Here is a 16,682-nt window from a genome sequence, read left to right as displayed (position 1 = left end):
TTGTCGTTTCGAGGTGGTGTGGCTCACGCGCGCGAATCCGAAGACGGCACGCACGGTACAGACACGGCCACCACGCGCGCGGCGCCCGCAACCGCGGCATCCGCCAAACCGGCAGTCACGAAAGGCAAGACATATGACGCTCGATCGATTTGTGATGGCGTTCGCAGGCACGATGATCCTGCTGAGCCTCGCTTTGTCCCAGCTTGTCAGCCCGTGGTGGCTGCTGCTCACCGCCTTCGTCGGCTTCAATCTGCTGCAATCGTCCTTCACCGGCTTCTGCCCGCTCGCCATCGTGCTGAAGCGGTTCGGCGTGGCGCCGGGCGCGGCGTTCTGAGCGGCGCCCGCCAATCCGCGCGGAGCACGTCTGCGTCGAATCTCGTCGCCAGCGACCGGGCCGACAGCCGCTGATCCACGCAGGCTGACACGCCATGCTCGCGCGCTCTCACCGCGGTCATCGCCGGGCTTGGCCCGGCGATCTCGATCGGACCGACGCGCTGCCGGGCAAGAGGGCGGCCGGCGGGAGGATCAAGGTGTCGGGATCGCCGGGCCAAGCCCGGCGATGACGGGGCCGGTCCGGCCATCGCGCCTGGGTGCACGGGTTTGGGTCCGCGGGTTCGGATACGGCTTCCGGTCGATCTCTTCGGGATATGGGAATCCATAGGAAAAGGGCCGGATCCGCGGATCCGGCCCTTGAGGCGTGATACGGTTTCCGGCTGATCAAGCCGGAGAACCGTATGCTGTTCGCCGAAAAATCCCTTCCGGATCAAGGATTTTTCGGCGAGACCGTTTCCGGTATCCCGAAGGGATCAACCGGAAACCGTATGAACAGTCACGTTTCTGGTTTTTCGCTTCGGGTTCGTTCGGTTCGCGCAACGGCCCCGCGCGTCAGCGTTCGGGGCCGATATGGTCACGGCGTGCCGGCGGCCTTCTTGGCGAACTGATCGTAGGCTTCCACCGCCTGGGCGGCGTACATCACGCTGGGGCCGGCGCCCATATAGATGGCCATGCCCATGGTCTCCATCACCTCGTCGCGCGAGGCGCCGAGCTTGACGGCGGCTTCGGCGTGAAAGGCGATGCAGGCATCGCAGCGGGTCGCCACTGCGATGGCGAGCGCGATGAGTTCCTTGGTCTTGGTGTCGAGGGCGTTGGCCTTGAGCGCGGCCTGCGCGATGGCCGAGAAGCCCTTCATCACATCCGGCGCGCCGCCCCGCACTTCCTTGAGTGCGACCGACAGTTCGCCCGTCATCGCCGTCCAGTTCTTATGCATGATCACAGCCAATCAAAGGAGCTTCCATGGGCCGAGGCGGTCTCGGCCCATGGAAGTCGGGATTTGCCGGCGGCGCGGGGAACGCCATCCGGCCTGCGGAACACGAGGAACGCTCTCGACGGCGGCCGTGTGGCCGCAGTCGTGTTGTCTGGGGCGGATCCGCGAAATCCTTTGGATCCGCGGACTCTCGCCGGTCAGGACCGCGGCGCCGGGCAGGTCTTGATGCCCAGCATCGAATAGGCCGGGCAAATGCCGACGATGGCGGTCAGCAGCGGCACCACGCCGATCCACGCCCAGATCGTGCCGGTGGTGACGGCAAAATAGATGAGGCCGATACCGACCAGAGCCCGCAGCACGCGATCGATGGTTCCAACATTCGCCGTCATGGGATCCTCGCTGACATCATGGAAGACGATGTGACCCTAACGCCGCGCGCCGCCGCGGTCTGTGATGAAGTCACACTGCCGGACGGCCGCGCAGCGGCCTGACGCGAACGCAACGCCAAGCCCTGCCGGCTGGGTTCCGCGTCACAGCGTTTTGCTGAGCGTGAAGGCGCCACGCATGTCGCCGGGCTTGAAGCCGGTCGCCTGATCGTCGGGATAGAGCTCCTTGATCTTGGCCGCGACCTCGGGCTTGAGCTCGCTGCCGTGGCAGGCGAGGCAAAGCTCGGCGGTAGGGATCGCCTGCATGTAGCGGAACACCCGCTTGCCATCCTGCTCGACGATCTCGGCCTGCTTGAGCGACGCCGCCGGCGCGCCGGCCGCGATTTTGGCGTTGAACGCCTCCATCACCTTGCGCTCATAGGCGTCGGGCGCGGCCGCCGGATTGCGCGGCTTGAGGCTGGTGCGCCGCACCGTCCAGCCGCTGCGCTGCGACAGGTCGGCGGCGATTCCCGGCGCCTCGTCGTGACAGAACCCCACCGCGCCGACCGGCCCGATCCCCTCCATCGCGCCCTTCAGCGCGCCGAGCAGCCCGGCGCCGTAGGTCTTCGTCAGGCCGGCCGCCTCGGTCGCGAGGTTGGGCCGCGTCTGGTCCGGCTGGCGGTTGGACGACAGAGCGAGCGCACCGGCGGCAACCGCCGCCACGAACACGAAAGCAGCCTTCTGCGACATGTGGACTCCCGTGACAGGTGTTGGCGGAGCCGGCTTGGGACGCCGGGTCCCCGGAAATTGAAACCGCCGCCCTCCTAACAGATCCCGGCCACCGCTGGTAGCGCGGCGCCGGTGCTGCGGCGGCGGCACGCTGTATCCGGCCGGATGAAAGGAGCCGGCAGCAATCGGTGCAGCCCGCCGCGCCGACGAAGAAGATGAGGCGCTCCGCCGCCCTGCAGCAACGAGCCGGGATGGCCGATGTACTTTAGAATTATTATCCTGAAAGACAGAAATGCTGAAAAATTCCGCGGAACGCCGCGTTTTTGAAATTGCCACTCAATCGCATCAACGCTACCGTCGCACCTGCCTGCGACGGCTTCAGGTGAGGCGGCGCGCGCGGTCCGCACGCCGTCTTTTCCTGAAGCACCGTCTGTTTCCGAACTGCCGCCTGTTCCTGAAATCCAGTTGAAGACATCAGACACCAGACATGAGCGTGAACGTCATTTTCGGCTCCGACGGCGGCGCGACCAAGGCCGTCGCCGCGCGTATCGCCAAGCACATCCAGGGCCGCGCGATCGACATCAAGACGGCCAGCGTCGCCGATTTCGAGAATTGCAGCCTGCTCATTCTCGGCGCGCCGACCTATGGCGCGGGCGATCTGCAGGCGGATTGGGAGTCCAATATCGGCAAGCTCACCGGCGCCAAGCTTGCCGGCAGGAAGGTGGCGCTGTTCGGCACCGGCGACCAAGCCGGCTATCCCGACAGCTTCGTCGATGCCATGGGCATTCTCTACGATTACGTCGTCGAGCAGGGCGCCGTCGTGGTCGGCTTCACCGAGACCGCCGGCTACGACTACACCGCCTCGAAGGCCGAGCGCGACGGCAGGTTCGTCGGCCTCGCGCTGGACCAGGACGGCCAGTCTTCCAAGACCGAAAAGAGGATCACCGAATGGATCAGCCGGCTGGCCTGACCTGCGCCACCTTGCAGGTCTTCCAACATCACCTCTACGAACTGTCGAAGGGCCTGCGGCCGCTGGCGATGATGTCGCTGACGGCGGACGCCGCGGCGACGGTCATCGCGCGGCTCGCCGCCTCGGGCGTCGCCCATCACGTCCACGAGGCCTGCCACGAGCGGGTGAATGTGGTGTTCGGCCGGCCGGCGGCGGTGAATGCGGTGCAGCGCTTCATGGTGGGGCCGCTGTGCCACCTGTCGGCGGAGCATGATTTCATGCTCGGCATCCTGCTGGGCTATGACCGCGAGCAGCAGTGCGAGCGCTATCTGACGCGGGCCGTCGCCACCGCGGGCATGTGCGCCTCCAAGCCTGCCAAGGCGGCAAAGCCGGCCGAACCCGCGGCCGAGCCCGAGCCCGTGCTGATGCACTAAAGCCTTTTCCGCACAAGTGGATACCGGTTGCGCGAAAGAAAATGCGACAAACCAGAAACTTGGAGCGTCCGATCTGATGCAGTCAGATCGGATCACGCTCTGAACGGAGGTGTCCGGGCCAACCCCGCCCCAACGGCTCCCGGCGGCGAGGCGCTTTCATCGTCGGCATGCTGGGTTTCTGGCGGAAAGCCGAGACCGCTTCCGGCCAATTTCCGGGTTTCAGCCTCGCTGCCCCCCACCCCCGACCCCTCCCCACCATTCACTGCGTTCATGGGGGGAGGGGAGAAGAGGCGCCCCTTTTCTCCCCTCCCCCCGCGAGCTTCGCGAGCGGTGGGGAGGGGTCGGGGGTGGGGGGCGCGCACAACACCCGGCGCCGAAAATTCCTCATCGGATCAAGATTTTTCGGCGAGAGCGTTTCCGGTATCCTGAAGGGATATACGGGAAACGGAATGACGCCGCTTCCGGCCTGCAAGGCCGGAAGTTCGCTTGGCAATTTGCGTTCCCTCTTCCCGAGCGGAGAATTTTGGCGACACTGTTTCCGGCGGAAAAAATCATCCGGGAGCAGAACGGAAGATGCGCGACATGCCCAGCGACGGCCCGGTCTCTGCGCCCATCGCCGCGATGTGCGGCGGGGATCGCTCGGCGGCGGAGGTGCTGCGGGCCTTCGCGCTCGCCCGCAAGGCGCGCGGCGTGCGGGTCGGCGGCATCGTCGCGGCGGCGGTCGCGGATCTGCCGGCCGGTGCGCAGAGCGACGCCAGGAGCATCCTGCTCGACGTCTCGACCGGCGAGGTGATCCCCATCCGCCAGGAGCTCGGTCCGGGCTCGCAATCGTGCAATCTCGACACCGGCGCCCTGGCGCGCGCCTGTGCCGCGGTGGAGCGGGCGATCGCTGGCGGCGTCGATCTCGTGGTCCTGAACAAGTTCGGCGGCCAGGAGGTGGCGCGGCGCGGCATGATGTCGGCCTTCCACGCCGCGGCGGCCGCAGGCCTGCCGATCGCCTGCGTCGTGTCGCCGAAGGCCGCCGACGCCTGGCGGGTGTTCGCCGCCGAGCTTGCGGTGTGGGTGCCGCCTGATCTCGCGGCACTCGAAGCGTGGTGGGACGACGTTGCGGCGCTGCGGCGCACCGCGGCCTGAGCGCGGGTTCAGCCGCCGAACACCCTGAGCCGGGTGAGCGCGACCTCGACGACATCGCCCTTGCCGAGCGTGGCATCGGCCGGCAGTTCCATCTCGACGGTCGGCAGGCCCTCGGCGAGGTGCAGTTCCGCCCGCCGCGCCGGTCCCGCCCGGCGCACCGCCACGACGTTTGCCGGCAAAGCGTTCGCTCGGCCCGCGGCCAGCACCAGATCGCGCGGCCGCACGAACAGCGAGGCCGGCCCATCCGCCAGCCGCGTGCCGTTCAGCGCCAGCGCGTGCGGGCCGAGCCGCAGCACGCCGCCCGCCGCAGTCACCGGCAGCCGCGCCGCCTCGCCGATGAAGCCGGCGACGAACGCCGTGGCCGGGTGGTCGTAGACCTCGTCGGGCGTGCCGATCTGCTCCAGCCGGCCCTGGTCGAGAATGGCGACGCGGTCGGCGATCTCCAGCGCCTCGTCCTGGTCGTGGGTGACGAACAGCGTGGTGTGGCCGGTCCGCTCGTGGATGTCGCGCAGCCAGCGCCGCAGGTCGCGCCGTACCTGGGCGTCGAGCGCGCCGAACGGCTCGTCGAGCAGCAGCACCTTGGGATCGACCGCGAGCGCCCGGGCGAGCGCCACGCGCTGGCGCTGGCCGCCCGAGAGCTGGGCGGGATAGCGCCGCTCCAGCCCCGGAAGCTGCACGAGGTCGAGCAGTTCCGTCACCCGCGCCCGGATCGCCGCGTTCGACGGGCGCGACGCGCGCGGGCGCACCCTCAGGCCATAGGCGATGTTCTCGGCCACGGTGAGGTGGCGGAACAGCGCATAGTGCTGGAACATGAAGCCGACGCCGCGCGCCTGCACCGGCACCTGCGTCGCGTCCTCGCCGCCGAGCAGGATGCGCCCGGCGCTGGGCTGCTCCAGGCCGGCGAAGATGCGCAGCAGCGTCGTCTTGCCGGAGCCGGACGGGCCGAGCAGCGCCACCAGCTCGCCCGCGTGCACGTGCACGTCGACGTCCGCCAGCACGGTCGCCTCGCCGAACCGCTTGGTGATTCCCTCGGCCCTGATCTCCACGTTGCCGAGTCTACCCGTGCCGGTGCGTTCGCGCGAGAGCGTCGCCGTAGCGCCATTCGAGCAGGGCCTTGGCGACGAGGGTGACGAGGGCGAGCCCGGCCAGAAGCGAGGCAACCGCGAAGGCGCCGACGAAAGCATACTCATTATAGAGGATCTCCACCTGCAGCGGCATGGTGTTGGTGAGACCGCGAATGTGGCCCGACACCACCGACACCGCGCCGAACTCGCCCATCGCCCGGGCGTTGGCGAGCAGCACCCCATAGAGCAGCGCCCATTTCACGTTCGGCAGGGTGACGGTGAGAAACATGCGCAAGCCTGAGGCGCCGAGCGTCAGCGCCGCCTCCTCCTCGGCCGTGCCCTGCTCCTGCATCAGCGGGATCAGCTCGCGCGCCACGAACGGGAAGGTGACGAAGATCGTCGCCAGCACGATGCCGGGCACGGCGAAGATGATGCGGATGTCGTGGGCCTGCAGGAAGCTGCCGAACACGCCGTGCGCGCCGAACAGCAGCACGAAGACGAGGCCCGACACCACCGGCGACACCGAGAACGGCAAGTCGATGAAGGTGACGACGAGGCTCTTGCCGATGAAGTCGAACTTGGCGACCGCCCAGGCGGCGGCAACCCCGAACACCACGTTCAGCGGCACGGCGATGGCCGCGACCAGCAGCGTCAGGCGGATCGCGTCCTGGGTGTCGGGATCGGCGAAGCTGGCGAAATAGGCGCCGACGCCGCGGCGCAGCGCCTCGGCGAAGATGGCGATCAGCGGCAGCACCAGGAACAGCGCGAGGAACGTCACCGCCGCGCCGATCAGCACCCAGCGGGTGAGGGGCGCCTCATCGGTCACCGTGGCGGGCTTCGCCGGTGGCGCCACCAAACCGTGCAACGAGGTCTCAGACATGGCCGAACCTCCGCCGGCTCCACGCCTGGATCAGGTTGATCGCCAGCAGCGAGACGAAGGAGATCGCCAGCATGATGGTGGCGATCGCCGTCGCCCCGGCATAGTTGAACTCCTCAAGCTGGATGACGATCAGGAGCGGCGCGATCTCGGACACGAACGGCATGTTGCCGGCAATGAAGATCACCGAGCCGTATTCGCCGACCGCGCGGCCGAACGCCAGCGCGAAGCCGGTCAGCACCGCCGGCGCCAGCGCAGGCAGGATGACGCGCGCCACGGTCTGCGCCCGCGAGGCGCCGAGCGTGGCGGACGCCTCCTCGATCTCGCGGTCGAGATCGGCCAGCACCGGCTGCACCGTGCGCACCACGAATGGCAGGCTGATGAACACCAGCGCCACGAAGATGCCGAGCGGCGTATAGGCCACCTTGACGCCGAGCGGGGCGAGCAGCGCGCCGATCCAGCCGTTCGGCGCATAGATCGCCGTCAGCGCGATGCCGGCGACCGCGGTGGGCAGCGCAAACGGCAAATCGACGATGGCATCCAACAGACGCCGGCCGGGAAACGCATAGCGCGTCAGCACCCAGGCGACGACGAGGCCCGCCACCGCATTGACCGCGGCCGCCGCGAACGACACGCCGAACGACAGGCGGAGCGCGGCCAGCACCCGCGGCGAGGTCGCGGTCTGCCACAGGCCCTCAAGGCCGAGCCCGCTCGCTTGCACCACCAGCACGCCGAGCGGGATCAGCACGATCAGCGACAGATAGGTGACCGCGAAGCCGAAGGTGATGCCGAAACCCGGCAGCGCCGAGGGCTGCCGGAACCGGAAGGGGGTGGCGTGGGCGGCAAGGCTCATCGCGCGAACGGACCTCCGGGCCGGTAGATGCGGTCGAACACGCCGCCATCGGCGAAGTGCTCGGCTTGCGCCTTGGCCCAGCCGCCGAACACTGCGTCGATCGTCACCAGCCTGAGGTCGGGAAACCGCTTGAGGTCGTCCGGATCGGCGGCTTCAGGCTTCGACGGCCGGTAGAAGTTGGCGGCGATGATGCGCTGGGCCTGGGCCGAGTAGAGGAATTCGAGATAGGCCTCGGCCACCTCGCGCGTGCCGCGCCGGTCGACCACCGCATCGACCAGCGCCACCGGCGGCTCGGCCAGGATCGACAGCGACGGATAGACGATGTCAAACCTGTCGGCCCCGAACTCGGCGAGCGCGAGATGGGCCTCGTTCTCCCAGGAGATGAACACGTCGCCGATCCCGCGCTGCACAAACGTGGTGGTCGAGCCGCGCGCGCCGGTGTCGAGCACCGGAACGTTCAGGTAGATCGCCTCGACGAAGGCCTTCGCCTTGGCGGGATCCTTGGTGCGGTCGAGTTCGAACGCCCAGGCGGCGAGGTAGTTCCAGCGCGCCCCGCCCGAGGTCTTGGGGTTGGGGGTGATCACCGCCACGCCCGGCCGGGCGAGATCGTCCCAATCCCGGATGCCCTTCGGGTTGCCCTTGCGCACCACGAACACGATGGTCGAGGTGTAGGGCGAGGAATTGTTGGGCAGGCGGGCCTGCCAGTCGGCCGGCAGCAGCTTGGCGCGCTGCGCGATCGCGTCGATGTCGCCGGCCAGCGCCAGCGTCACCACGTCCGCCTGCAGCCCGTCGATCACCGTCCGCGCCTGCCGCCCCGAGCCGCCGTGCGAGGTGCGGATGGTCACCCTCTGGCCGGTCCGCGCCAGCCAGTCCTTCGCGAACGCCTCGTTGATCGCCTTGTAGAGCTCGCGCGTCGGATCGTACGACACGTTGGTGATCGCAACCTCCGGCGCACGCTGGGCGTGGCCGGCGGGGATTGCCGCCAGCAGCGTGGCCGCCAGTGTGAGGCCGCACGCCAGCGCGAGGCGCAGCGGGCTTGGCCTTTGGGGCGATCGGCGCGGGTGCATCATGACGGCCTCCGAGTTCGGGCATGAGCCGGCCGGATGGACGCGGATCGGACGACGGACGATTCGCCCTCACACCAGAGTCTAGGGCACGACAGCGGCATTCGCAGACGCGGCCTCCACGCTTTCGGAGAGGACTTCAGATTTCCAGCGCTTCGCGGCGGAAGGCGCCGGGGCTCTTGGCCATCCATTTGCGGAAGGCGCGGTGAAAGGCGCTGGGCTCGGTGAAGCCCAGCTCGGCGGCGATGTCGCCCACCGGTTTGTCGTTGGCCGCCAGCCAGCGGATGGCGAGCGCCCGGCGGATCTCGTCCTTGATGGTGCGGTAGGTCTGGCCCTCGGCGCGCAACTGCCGGCGCAGCGTCGAGGCCGGCATCTTCATCTGCTTCGCCAGCGTCTCGAAGTCCGGCCACGCGGTCGGCGGCAGCGCCCGCAGCCGGGCGCGGATGGTGGCGGCGAGGCCGGCATCGTGGCGGTAGCGCACCAATATGTTGGCCGGCGCCCGGCGCAGGAACTCCTTCAGCGCCCGCTCGGTGCGCGTGGCGGGCAGCTTCAGATAGGCGGCATCGAACGTCAGCGCGCTTTCCGGCTGGCTGAAGCGCACCGGCGCGCCGAAGAACAGCCGGTAGTCGGCGGCATAGAGCGGCGGGCCGCAGACGAAATCGACGCTGTGCAGCGGAATGCGCCGGCCCACCAGCCAGCAGGCGACGCCGTGCAGCACGATCCAGAAGGTGCGGTAGGCGAAGGCCGAGCGCGGCGCCCCCGTGTCGGTCAGCACGATCCGGGCGAGGGGGCCGTCCACCACCAGCTCGCCGCTCGGATCCTCCAGCGTCACCTTGAGAAAGCGCAGCGCCCGCTTCAGCGCCTGCTCCAGCGTGCCGGCATGCAGCACGGCGTGGCAGAGCAGGGTGAACGAGCCCGGCCGCATCGGCCGCCCGCCGAGGCCGAAGAACTCGTCGTCCATCGCCGCCGACACCGCCAGCCACAGCGCGCCGTAGCGCTCGGCCGACAGCGGCTCGCGCACCGTCTCGGGCAGGCCGGCCGCGGCCAGCACCGGCCCCGGGGCGATGCCCGCCCGGCGCAGGCAGTCCACCGCCTCGTCCACGAACAGAGGTGAGATCGTCCGCGGCTCCACGGTTCGGCCCCTCCCGGCGACATGGCAAAACCGATCACGAACTTAGGACGATTTGGTCCTGGTTTGCCACACGGCTTTGCGGCCTAATCGGGCCAGACGAAACCGTCGAACCGAAATCCGACGCCCGGCGAACACCAACCAAAAAGGGCGAGGAGGGAAGCACCATGAGCAACGCCACTGATCGTGCGGCCACCGGGGTGGCCGACTATGCCGACGCCGTCGCCCGGTTCCGGCTGGCGGATTTCGACCGCCTGTTCGAGGGCAGCCTCGAGACCGGCCTCAATGTCTGCGTCGAGTGCTGCGACCGCCACGCCGCCGGGGGTGGTATCGCCCTGGAGTGGGAGGGCCAGGACGGCCGCCGCGCCAGCTTCACCTTCGCCGAGATGAAGGACCAGTCGGCGCGCGTCGCCAACCTGCTCGCGGCCCAGGGCGTGAAGCCCGGCGACGTGGTGGCCGGCATGCTGCCGCGCACGCCCGAACTGCTCGCCACCATCCTCGGCACATGGCGGGCGGGCGCGGTCTATCAGCCGCTGTTCACCGCCTTCGGCCCCAAGGCGATCGAGCACCGGCTGAAGATGAGCTCGGCGAAGCTCGTGGTCACCGACAACGCCAACCGCGCCAAGCTCGACGATGTCGCCGGCTGTCCGGCGGTGGCGGTGGTCACCCGCCCCGGCGAGAGCGTGCGCCCCGGCGACCTCGACTTCCGCGCCGAGACCGCGGCGGCGTCCGCAACCTTCGCGCCGGTGCCGCGCAAGGCCGACGACCTCTTTCTGATGATGTCGACCTCGGGCACCACCGGCCTGCCCAAGGGCGTGCCGGTGCCGCTCAAGGCCCTGCCGGCGTTCTATTCCTACCTGCGCGACGCGGTGGACCTGCGGCCCGAGGACAAGTTCTGGAACATCGCCGATCCCGGCTGGGCCTATGGCCTCTATTACGCCGTCACCGGCCCGCTGCTGCTCGGCCACGCCACCACCTTCTATGAGGGGCCGTTCACAGCGGAGAGCACCTATTCGATCATCAAGCGCCACGGCATCACCAATCTGGCCGGCGCGCCGACCGCCTACCGGCTGCTGATCGCCGCCGGGCCGGAGGCCGCCGCCGGCGTCAAGGGCCAGCTTCGCGCCGTCTCCAGCGCCGGCGAGCCGCTGAACCCCGAGGTGATCCGCTGGTTCGCCGAGCATCTTGCGGCGCCGATCCACGATCATTACGGCCAGACCGAGCTCGGCATGGTGGTCAACAACCACCATCGCCTGCGCCACACGGTCCATCCCGGCTCGGCCGGCATGCCGATGCCCGGCTTCCGCGTCGCGGTACTGGATGACGAAAGCCGCGAGCTCGGGCCCAACCTGCCGGGCGTGCTCGCGGTCGATCTGAACAATTCGCCGCTGATGTGGTTCTCCGGCTATTGGCAGCAGGAGACCCCGGCGATCGGCGGCGGCTACTACCGCACCGGCGACACGGTGGAGCTGGAGCCCGACGGCTCGATCAGCTTCGTCGGCCGTGCCGACGACGTCATCACCTCGTCGGGCTACCGCATCGGTCCGTTCGATGTCGAGAGCGCGCTGATCGAGCACCCGGCGGTGATCGAGGCGGCGGTGATCGGCAAGCCCGATCCCGAGCGCACCGAGATCGTCAAGGCCTATGTGGTGCTGGCCAAGGGCATCCAGGGCAACGAGCAGCTTGCCGAGGACCTGCGCCAGTACGTCAAGAAGCGCCTCTCGGCCCACGCCTATCCGCGCGAGATCGAGTTCCTGGAGCAGTTGCCCAAGACGCCGAGCGGCAAGCTGCAGCGCTTCGTGCTGCGCAAGCGCGAAACCGCGCCCGACCGGGACGCGGCCGCCTGACCGGGCGTCAGCGGACCCATCGGACCCGGACGAAGCAACGTCAAATCGAAATCGGAATCGAACTCGGAATCATGGACATCAGGGATCGCGTCTTTCTCGTCACCGGCGCCGGCTCCGGGCTCGGTGCGGCCACCGCCCGCGCGCTGGTTGCCGCGGGCGCCAAGGTGGTGGGCCTCGACCTCAATCAGGCGGCCGGCGCGGCACTGGCCGCCGAGCTGGGGGCGCCCTTCCGCTTTCTCGCCGCCGACGTGACCAAGCCTGAGGACGGCGAGGCGGCGGTGAAGCTGGCGCAGGGCACCTTCGGCCACCTGCACGGCCTCGTGAGCTGCGCCGGCGTGGCGCCGAGCGAGAAGGTGGTCGGCCGCGACGGGCCGCACAAGCTGGAGAGCTTCGCCCGCACCATTTCCATCAATCTCATCGGCACCTTCAACATGATCCGGCTTGCCGCCGAGGCGATCGTCAAGGAGGCGCCCGACGGCGAGGGCGAGCGCGGCATCATCATCAGCACTGCGTCGATTGCGGCCTATGAGGGCCAGATCGGTCAGGCCGCCTATGCCGCCTCCAAGGCCGGCGTCGCCGGCCTCACGCTGCCGGTGGCGCGCGAGCTTGCCCGCCACGGCATCCGCGTGGTGACGATCGCACCCGGCATCTTCGAGACGCCGATGATGGCCGGCATGCCGCAGGAGGTGCAGGACGCGCTGGGCAAGAGCGTGCCGTTCCCGCCGCGCATGGGCCGCCCGGCCGAGTTCGCCGCGCTGGTGTGCCACATCTGCGAGAACACCATGCTGAACGGCGAGGTGATCCGCATCGACGGCGCGCTGCGCATGGCCGCGCGCTGAACACTGCCAACTGACAAAAAAGAGAGTCCAAGTCTCTTAGGCCCAAGTCTCGGGAGGACTGCCATGACCGCTCACGACCCCGTCGTCATCGTCGGTTCCGCGCGCACGCCGATGGGCGGCTTCCAGGGCGAGCTGAAGGACGCCTCCGCGTCCCAGCTCGGCGCGGCCGCCATCAAGGCGGCGGTGGCGCGCGCAGGCGTGAAGCCCGACGATGTCGAGGAGGTGCTGTTCGGCTGCGTGCTGCCGGCCGGACAGGGCCAGGCTCCGGCGCGGCAGGCGGCGCTCGGCGCCGGCCTGCCGCTCGGCACCGGCGCCACCACCCTCAACAAGATGTGCGGCTCTGGCATGAAGGCGGCGATGCTCGCCAACGATCTCATCCTCGCCGGCAGCGCGTCGGTGGCGGTGGCCGGCGGCATGGAGAGCATGACCAACGCGCCCTATCTGCTCGACCGCGCCCGCTCGGGCTATCGCATGGGCCATGGCCGCGTGCTCGACCACATGTTCCTCGACGGCCTGGAGGACGCCTACGACAGGGGCCGGCTGATGGGCACCTTCGCCGAGGACTGCGCCCAGGCTTACCAGTTCACCCGCGAGGTGCAGGACAATTTCGCCATCGCCTCGCTCACCCGCGCCCAGACCGCCATCAAGGACGGCACGTTCGCCCGCGAGGTGGTGCCGGTGACGGTGAAGGCCGGCAAGGCGGAAGTCACCATCACCACCGACGAGCAGCCGCTGAAGGCCAAGCTCGACAAGATCCCGACGCTGAAGCCCGCCTTCCGCGATGGCGGTACGGTGACGGCGGCGAACTCATCGTCGATCTCGGACGGCGCCGCCGCGCTGGTGCTGATGCGCCGCTCGGAAGCCGAGAAGCGCGGCTTGACGCCGCTTGCCGCCATTGTCGGCCACGCCACGTTCGCGCATGCGCCGAACCTGTTCCCGACCGCGCCGGTCGGCGCCATGCGCAGGCTGTCCGAGCGCACCGGCTGGGACCTCGCCGATGTCGACCTCTTCGAGATTAACGAGGCGTTCGCGGTGGTGGCGCTCGCCGCGATGCACGATCTCGGCCTGCCGCACGACAAGGTCAACGTCCATGGCGGCGCCTGCGCCCTCGGCCACCCGATCGGCGCGTCGGGCGCGCGCATCCTGGTGACGCTGCTCGCGGCACTGGAGAAATACGACATGAAACGCGGCGTCGCTGCGATCTGCATCGGCGGCGGCGAAGCCACCGCGGTCGCCATCGAACGCCTGAATTGATGCGGTGACCGCGCAATGATCCTCACCGACATCCAGACCCAGATCCGCGATACCGCCCGCGATTTCGCCCGCGAGCGGCTGGCCCCCACCGCCGCGGCGCGCGACGCCGCGCATGCGTTCCCGAAAGCCGAACTCAAGGAGATGGGCGAGCTCGGCTTTCTCGGCATGCTGGTGCCGGAAAGCTATGGCGGCTCCGACACCGGCATGGTGGCCTACACGCTGGCGCTGGAGGAGATCGCCGCCGGCGACGGCGCCTGCTCGACCATCATGAGCGTGCACACCTCGGTCGCCTGCATGCCGATCCTCAAATTCGGCACCGAGGAACAGAAGCAGCGCTTCCTGCCCAAGCTCGCCAGCGGCGAATGGATCGGCGGCTTCGCGCTGACCGAGCCGCAGGCTGGATCCGACGCCTCGGCGCTGCGCTGCAAGGCGCGACGCGACGGCGACCATTACGTGCTGTCGGGCTCCAAGCAGTTCATCACGTCGGGCAAGAACGGCCAGCTGATCATCGCCTTTGCCGTCACCGATCCCACGGCCGGCAAGAAGGGCATCACCGCCTTCATCGTGCCGACCGACACGCCGGGCTATGAGGTGGTGCGGGTGGAGGAGAAGCTCGGCCAGCACGCCTCCGACACCTGCCAGCTCGCCTTCAACGACATGCGCATCCCGGCCGACCTCCGGCTCGGCGCCGAGGGCGAGGGGCTGAAGATCGCGCTGGCCAATCTTGAGGGCGGGCGCATCGGCATCGCGTCGCAGGCGGTCGGCATGGCGCGCGCGGCGTTCGAGGCGGCGCGCGACTATGCGAGGGAGCGCGTCACCTTCGGCAAGCCGATCATCGAACATCAGGCGGTGGCGTTCCGCCTCGCCGACATGGCGACCCGCATCGCGGCGGCGCGGCAGATGGTGCTGCACGCGGCAAGCTTGCGCGAGGCCGGCCTGCCCTGCCTCACCGAGGCGTCGATGGCGAAATTGTTCGCGTCAGAGACCGCGGAAGCGGTGTGCTCGGCGGCGATCCAGACGCTCGGCGGCTATGGCTATCTGAAGGACTTCCCGGTCGAGCGCATCTATCGCGATGTGCGGGTGTGCCAGATCTATGAGGGCACGTCCGATGTGCAGCGCATCGTCATCGCCCGCGGGCTGTGACGGCGGGCCGAGGCGGTCAAACGGTTTCCGGCCTGATCATTTCCCCGAGCCCGCAGGGCTCTTCCTGAAACGGGCTCAATCGTGCTCGTGCGGCGGGTGATGGTGGTGGCGCGAGATCGTCGCCTCCGGAACCACATGCAGATGGCCGTGGCGCACGCCGCGCTGGGCGGTGACGGCATCGGCCAGCGCCCGGATCTCCGACAGCGGCCCGGCCAGCACCGCGATCTCCAGGCAGCGGCCGCGATCGAGATGCAGGTGCATGCTGGAGACCGACAGATCGTGATGGGCGTGGAAGGTCGCAGCCAGCCGCTGGGCCAGCGTGCGCGTCTCGTGATCATAGACATAATCGAGCACGCCGATGCACGGCGCATCGCCCTGCGTCGCGGTCTCGCTGGCGGCGGCGCTGCGGATCAGATCGCGCATGGCCTCGGAGCGCGTCGCATAGCCCTTGTGGGCGGCGAGCGCGTCGATGGTCTCGAGCAGATCGTCGTCGATGGTGATGGTGATGCGCTGCATGATGTGATCTGTCGCCGCCGTCCCGAGCCCGTTCGCATATAAGCCGGTTTGCGCAGCAGGGGGAGCGGGTTTTGCGATGGCGGGCGCGCCATGCCGGGCGCCCGGATCATGCGCCGTTGCGTCATGTCGCAGAGTCATACGGTTTCCGGTTGATCCCTTCGGGATACCGGAAACGGGCTCGCCGAAAGCCCTTTTGTTCAGGAATGGGGCTTTCGGCGATCGGAATACGATTTCCGGCTTGAGTAGCCGGAAATCGTATCACCAATCCCCCCTGTCGACTCGAGGTCGATTTTGGGTAAGATGAGTTTGTGATTTGATCATACCGGCCGCGGGCCGGATTTCGCGATGTCCGCGGTCGGGCGGGGGGAATCTCATGTCGTTTCGTGCGGGCGCGGTTTGCGCCGCGTTGTTTGCTGTCCTGGCCGTCGTCCCGGCCTCGGCGCATTTCCAGGAAATCCTGCCGTCCGCCGACGTGCTGCCCGATGGCGGCAAGGTGACGGTCGATCTCGTCTTCACCCATCCGATGGAGCGCGGCCCGGTCATGGAGATGGCCAAGCCGAAGCGCGTCGGCGTGGCGGCCGAGGGCAAGACGGTCGATCTGCTGCCGGCGCTGCGCGAAACGAAGATCGACGGCAAGACCGCCTGGACGCTCGACCACGAACTCAAGGCGCCGGGCGCGGTGACCTTCTTCGTCGAGCCGCAGCCCTATTGGGAGCCGGCCGAGAAGAAGTGGATCACCCACTACGCCAAGGTCATCGTCGATGGCTTCGCCTCGGGCGAGGGCTGGACGGCGCAGGTCGGCTTGCCGGTGGAGATCGAGCCGCTCGCGCGCCCGACCGGGCTGTGGACCGGCAATCTGTTCCGCGGCCTCGTCCGCGCCAAGGGCAAGCCGGTGCCGTTCGCCGAGATCGAGGTCGAATGGGTCAATGACGGCTCGGTCACCGCGCCCAACGACGCCTTCATCACCCAGGTGATCCGCGCCGATCAGAATGGCGTGTTCGCCTATGCCATGCCGCGCGCCGGCTGGTGGGGCTTTGCCGCGCTGGTCGATGGCCCCGCCGCCAAGGCGCCGGACGGCAAGCCGGCCAAGACCGAGCTCGGCGGGCTGATCTGGGTCAAGGCCACCGACATGGGTGGCGCGCCGGCCGCGGCGCCCGCTGCTTCGGCGGCGCCCGCGCCGGCCGAGACGGCACCCGCAGCTTCGGCGCCGGCCAAGCCGGC

17 protein-coding genes and 1 pseudogene are annotated in these 16,682 nt (G+C 68.8%); 9 read left to right on the top strand and 9 right to left on the bottom strand.

The features are described from left to right. Positions 1-133: 133 nt before the first annotated feature. A complete protein-coding gene (locus BLTE_RS13455; protein WP_126401180.1) occupies positions 134-334 on the top strand; it encodes a YgaP family membrane protein in 201 nt (66 codons plus the stop codon). A gap of 573 nt (positions 335-907) precedes the next feature. Here the strand turns inward: BLTE_RS13455 and BLTE_RS13450 are convergent. The 3 genes from BLTE_RS13450 to BLTE_RS13440 all read right to left on the bottom strand — a co-directional run bounded on the left by BLTE_RS13450 (position 908) and on the right by BLTE_RS13440 (position 2,379). Then, on the bottom strand, positions 908-1,267 hold the full coding sequence (locus tag BLTE_RS13450; protein ID WP_126401179.1) for a carboxymuconolactone decarboxylase family protein: 360 nt from the start codon (positions 1,265-1,267) through the stop codon (positions 908-910). Positions 1,268-1,461: 194 nt separating this feature from the next. Then, positions 1,462-1,653: a YgaP family membrane protein gene (locus tag BLTE_RS13445; RefSeq protein ID WP_126401178.1), complete on the bottom strand. Its 192-nt coding sequence runs from the start codon at positions 1,651-1,653 to the stop codon at positions 1,462-1,464. Positions 1,654-1,794: 141 nt separating this feature from the next. Next, positions 1,795-2,379, bottom strand: a complete 585-nt coding sequence (locus BLTE_RS13440) for a Tll0287-like domain-containing protein (RefSeq protein WP_126401177.1) — start codon at positions 2,377-2,379, stop codon at positions 1,795-1,797. 466 nt (positions 2,380-2,845) lie between these two features. Between BLTE_RS13440 and fldA the strand changes: the two genes are divergently transcribed. The 3 genes from fldA to BLTE_RS13425 all read left to right on the top strand — a co-directional run bounded on the left by fldA (position 2,846) and on the right by BLTE_RS13425 (position 4,875). Beyond that, positions 2,846-3,328 carry a flavodoxin FldA gene (gene fldA / locus BLTE_RS13435; protein ID WP_126401176.1) on the top strand — a complete coding sequence of 161 codons (483 nt, stop codon included), beginning with the start codon at positions 2,846-2,848 and terminating at the stop codon, positions 3,326-3,328. Next, positions 3,307-3,741, top strand: coding sequence for a DUF2023 family protein (locus BLTE_RS13430; protein ID WP_126401175.1), 435 nt, complete (start codon positions 3,307-3,309; stop codon positions 3,739-3,741). Before fldA ends, BLTE_RS13430 begins: the two co-directional genes overlap by 22 nt. Positions 3,742-4,314: 573 nt before the next feature. Continuing rightward, a complete protein-coding gene (locus BLTE_RS13425) occupies positions 4,315-4,875 on the top strand; it encodes a DUF2478 domain-containing protein (RefSeq protein WP_244599995.1) in 561 nt (186 codons plus the stop codon). Positions 4,876-4,883: 8 nt separating this feature from the next. Here the strand turns inward: BLTE_RS13425 and BLTE_RS13420 are convergent, their stop codons facing one another. From BLTE_RS13420 to BLTE_RS13400, 5 genes are all read right to left on the bottom strand, one after another. Further along, positions 4,884-5,921 (bottom strand): sulfate/molybdate ABC transporter ATP-binding protein, encoded by a 1,038-nt coding sequence (locus BLTE_RS13420; RefSeq protein WP_126401174.1) that lies wholly within the window; start codon positions 5,919-5,921, stop codon positions 4,884-4,886. Between the two features lie 10 nt (positions 5,922-5,931). Continuing rightward, on the bottom strand, positions 5,932-6,819 hold the full coding sequence (gene cysW / locus BLTE_RS13415; RefSeq protein WP_126401173.1) for a sulfate ABC transporter permease subunit CysW: 888 nt from the start codon (positions 6,817-6,819) through the stop codon (positions 5,932-5,934). Continuing rightward, on the bottom strand, positions 6,812-7,669 hold the full coding sequence (gene cysT, locus BLTE_RS13410; protein WP_126401172.1) for a sulfate ABC transporter permease subunit CysT: 858 nt from the start codon (positions 7,667-7,669) through the stop codon (positions 6,812-6,814). Before cysT ends, cysW begins: the two co-directional genes overlap by 8 nt. Beyond that, positions 7,666-8,736: a sulfate ABC transporter substrate-binding protein gene (locus BLTE_RS13405; protein ID WP_126402208.1), complete on the bottom strand. Its 1,071-nt coding sequence runs from the start codon at positions 8,734-8,736 to the stop codon at positions 7,666-7,668. Before BLTE_RS13405 ends, cysT begins: the two co-directional genes overlap by 4 nt. Positions 8,737-8,872: 136 nt before the next feature. After that, positions 8,873-9,865: an AraC family transcriptional regulator gene (locus BLTE_RS13400; RefSeq protein ID WP_126401171.1), complete on the bottom strand. Its 993-nt coding sequence runs from the start codon at positions 9,863-9,865 to the stop codon at positions 8,873-8,875. 164 nt (positions 9,866-10,029) lie between these two features. On the opposite strand from BLTE_RS13400, the gene BLTE_RS13395 reads away from it, so the two are divergent. The 4 genes from BLTE_RS13395 to BLTE_RS13380 all read left to right on the top strand — a co-directional run bounded on the left by BLTE_RS13395 (position 10,030) and on the right by BLTE_RS13380 (position 14,945). Next, positions 10,030-11,709: an acyl-CoA synthetase gene (locus BLTE_RS13395; protein ID WP_126401170.1), complete on the top strand. Its 1,680-nt coding sequence runs from the start codon at positions 10,030-10,032 to the stop codon at positions 11,707-11,709. Positions 11,710-11,780: 71 nt separating this feature from the next. Continuing rightward, on the top strand, positions 11,781-12,548 hold the full coding sequence (locus BLTE_RS13390; RefSeq protein ID WP_126401169.1) for an SDR family NAD(P)-dependent oxidoreductase: 768 nt from the start codon (positions 11,781-11,783) through the stop codon (positions 12,546-12,548). A gap of 63 nt (positions 12,549-12,611) precedes the next feature. Then, positions 12,612-13,802, top strand: a complete 1,191-nt coding sequence (locus tag BLTE_RS13385) for an acetyl-CoA C-acyltransferase (RefSeq protein WP_126401168.1) — start codon at positions 12,612-12,614, stop codon at positions 13,800-13,802. A 15-nt stretch (positions 13,803-13,817) separates the two neighbouring features. Continuing rightward, the gene (locus BLTE_RS13380) at positions 13,818-14,945 is read left to right on the top strand and encodes an acyl-CoA dehydrogenase family protein (RefSeq protein ID WP_126401167.1); all 1,128 of its coding nucleotides are present in this window, start codon (positions 13,818-13,820) and stop codon (positions 14,943-14,945) included. Positions 14,946-15,020: 75 nt separating this feature from the next. On the opposite strand, the gene nikR is transcribed toward BLTE_RS13380, so the two are convergent. Further along, the gene (nikR, locus tag BLTE_RS13375) at positions 15,021-15,461 is read right to left on the bottom strand and encodes a nickel-responsive transcriptional regulator NikR (protein ID WP_126401166.1); all 441 of its coding nucleotides are present in this window, start codon (positions 15,459-15,461) and stop codon (positions 15,021-15,023) included. 373 nt (positions 15,462-15,834) lie between these two features. On the opposite strand from nikR, the pseudogene BLTE_RS13370 reads away from it, so the two are divergent. After that, a pseudogene (locus BLTE_RS13370) lies at positions 15,835-16,593 on the top strand (DUF4198 domain-containing protein); the annotation flags it as partial. Positions 16,594-16,682: the final 89 nt, after the last annotated feature.

Origin of the sequence: Blastochloris tepida (assembly GCF_003966715.1) — a bacterium.
GTDB lineage: Bacteria > Pseudomonadota > Alphaproteobacteria > Rhizobiales > Xanthobacteraceae > Blastochloris > Blastochloris tepida.
This window is presented reverse-complemented; position numbering and strand designations above follow the sequence as displayed.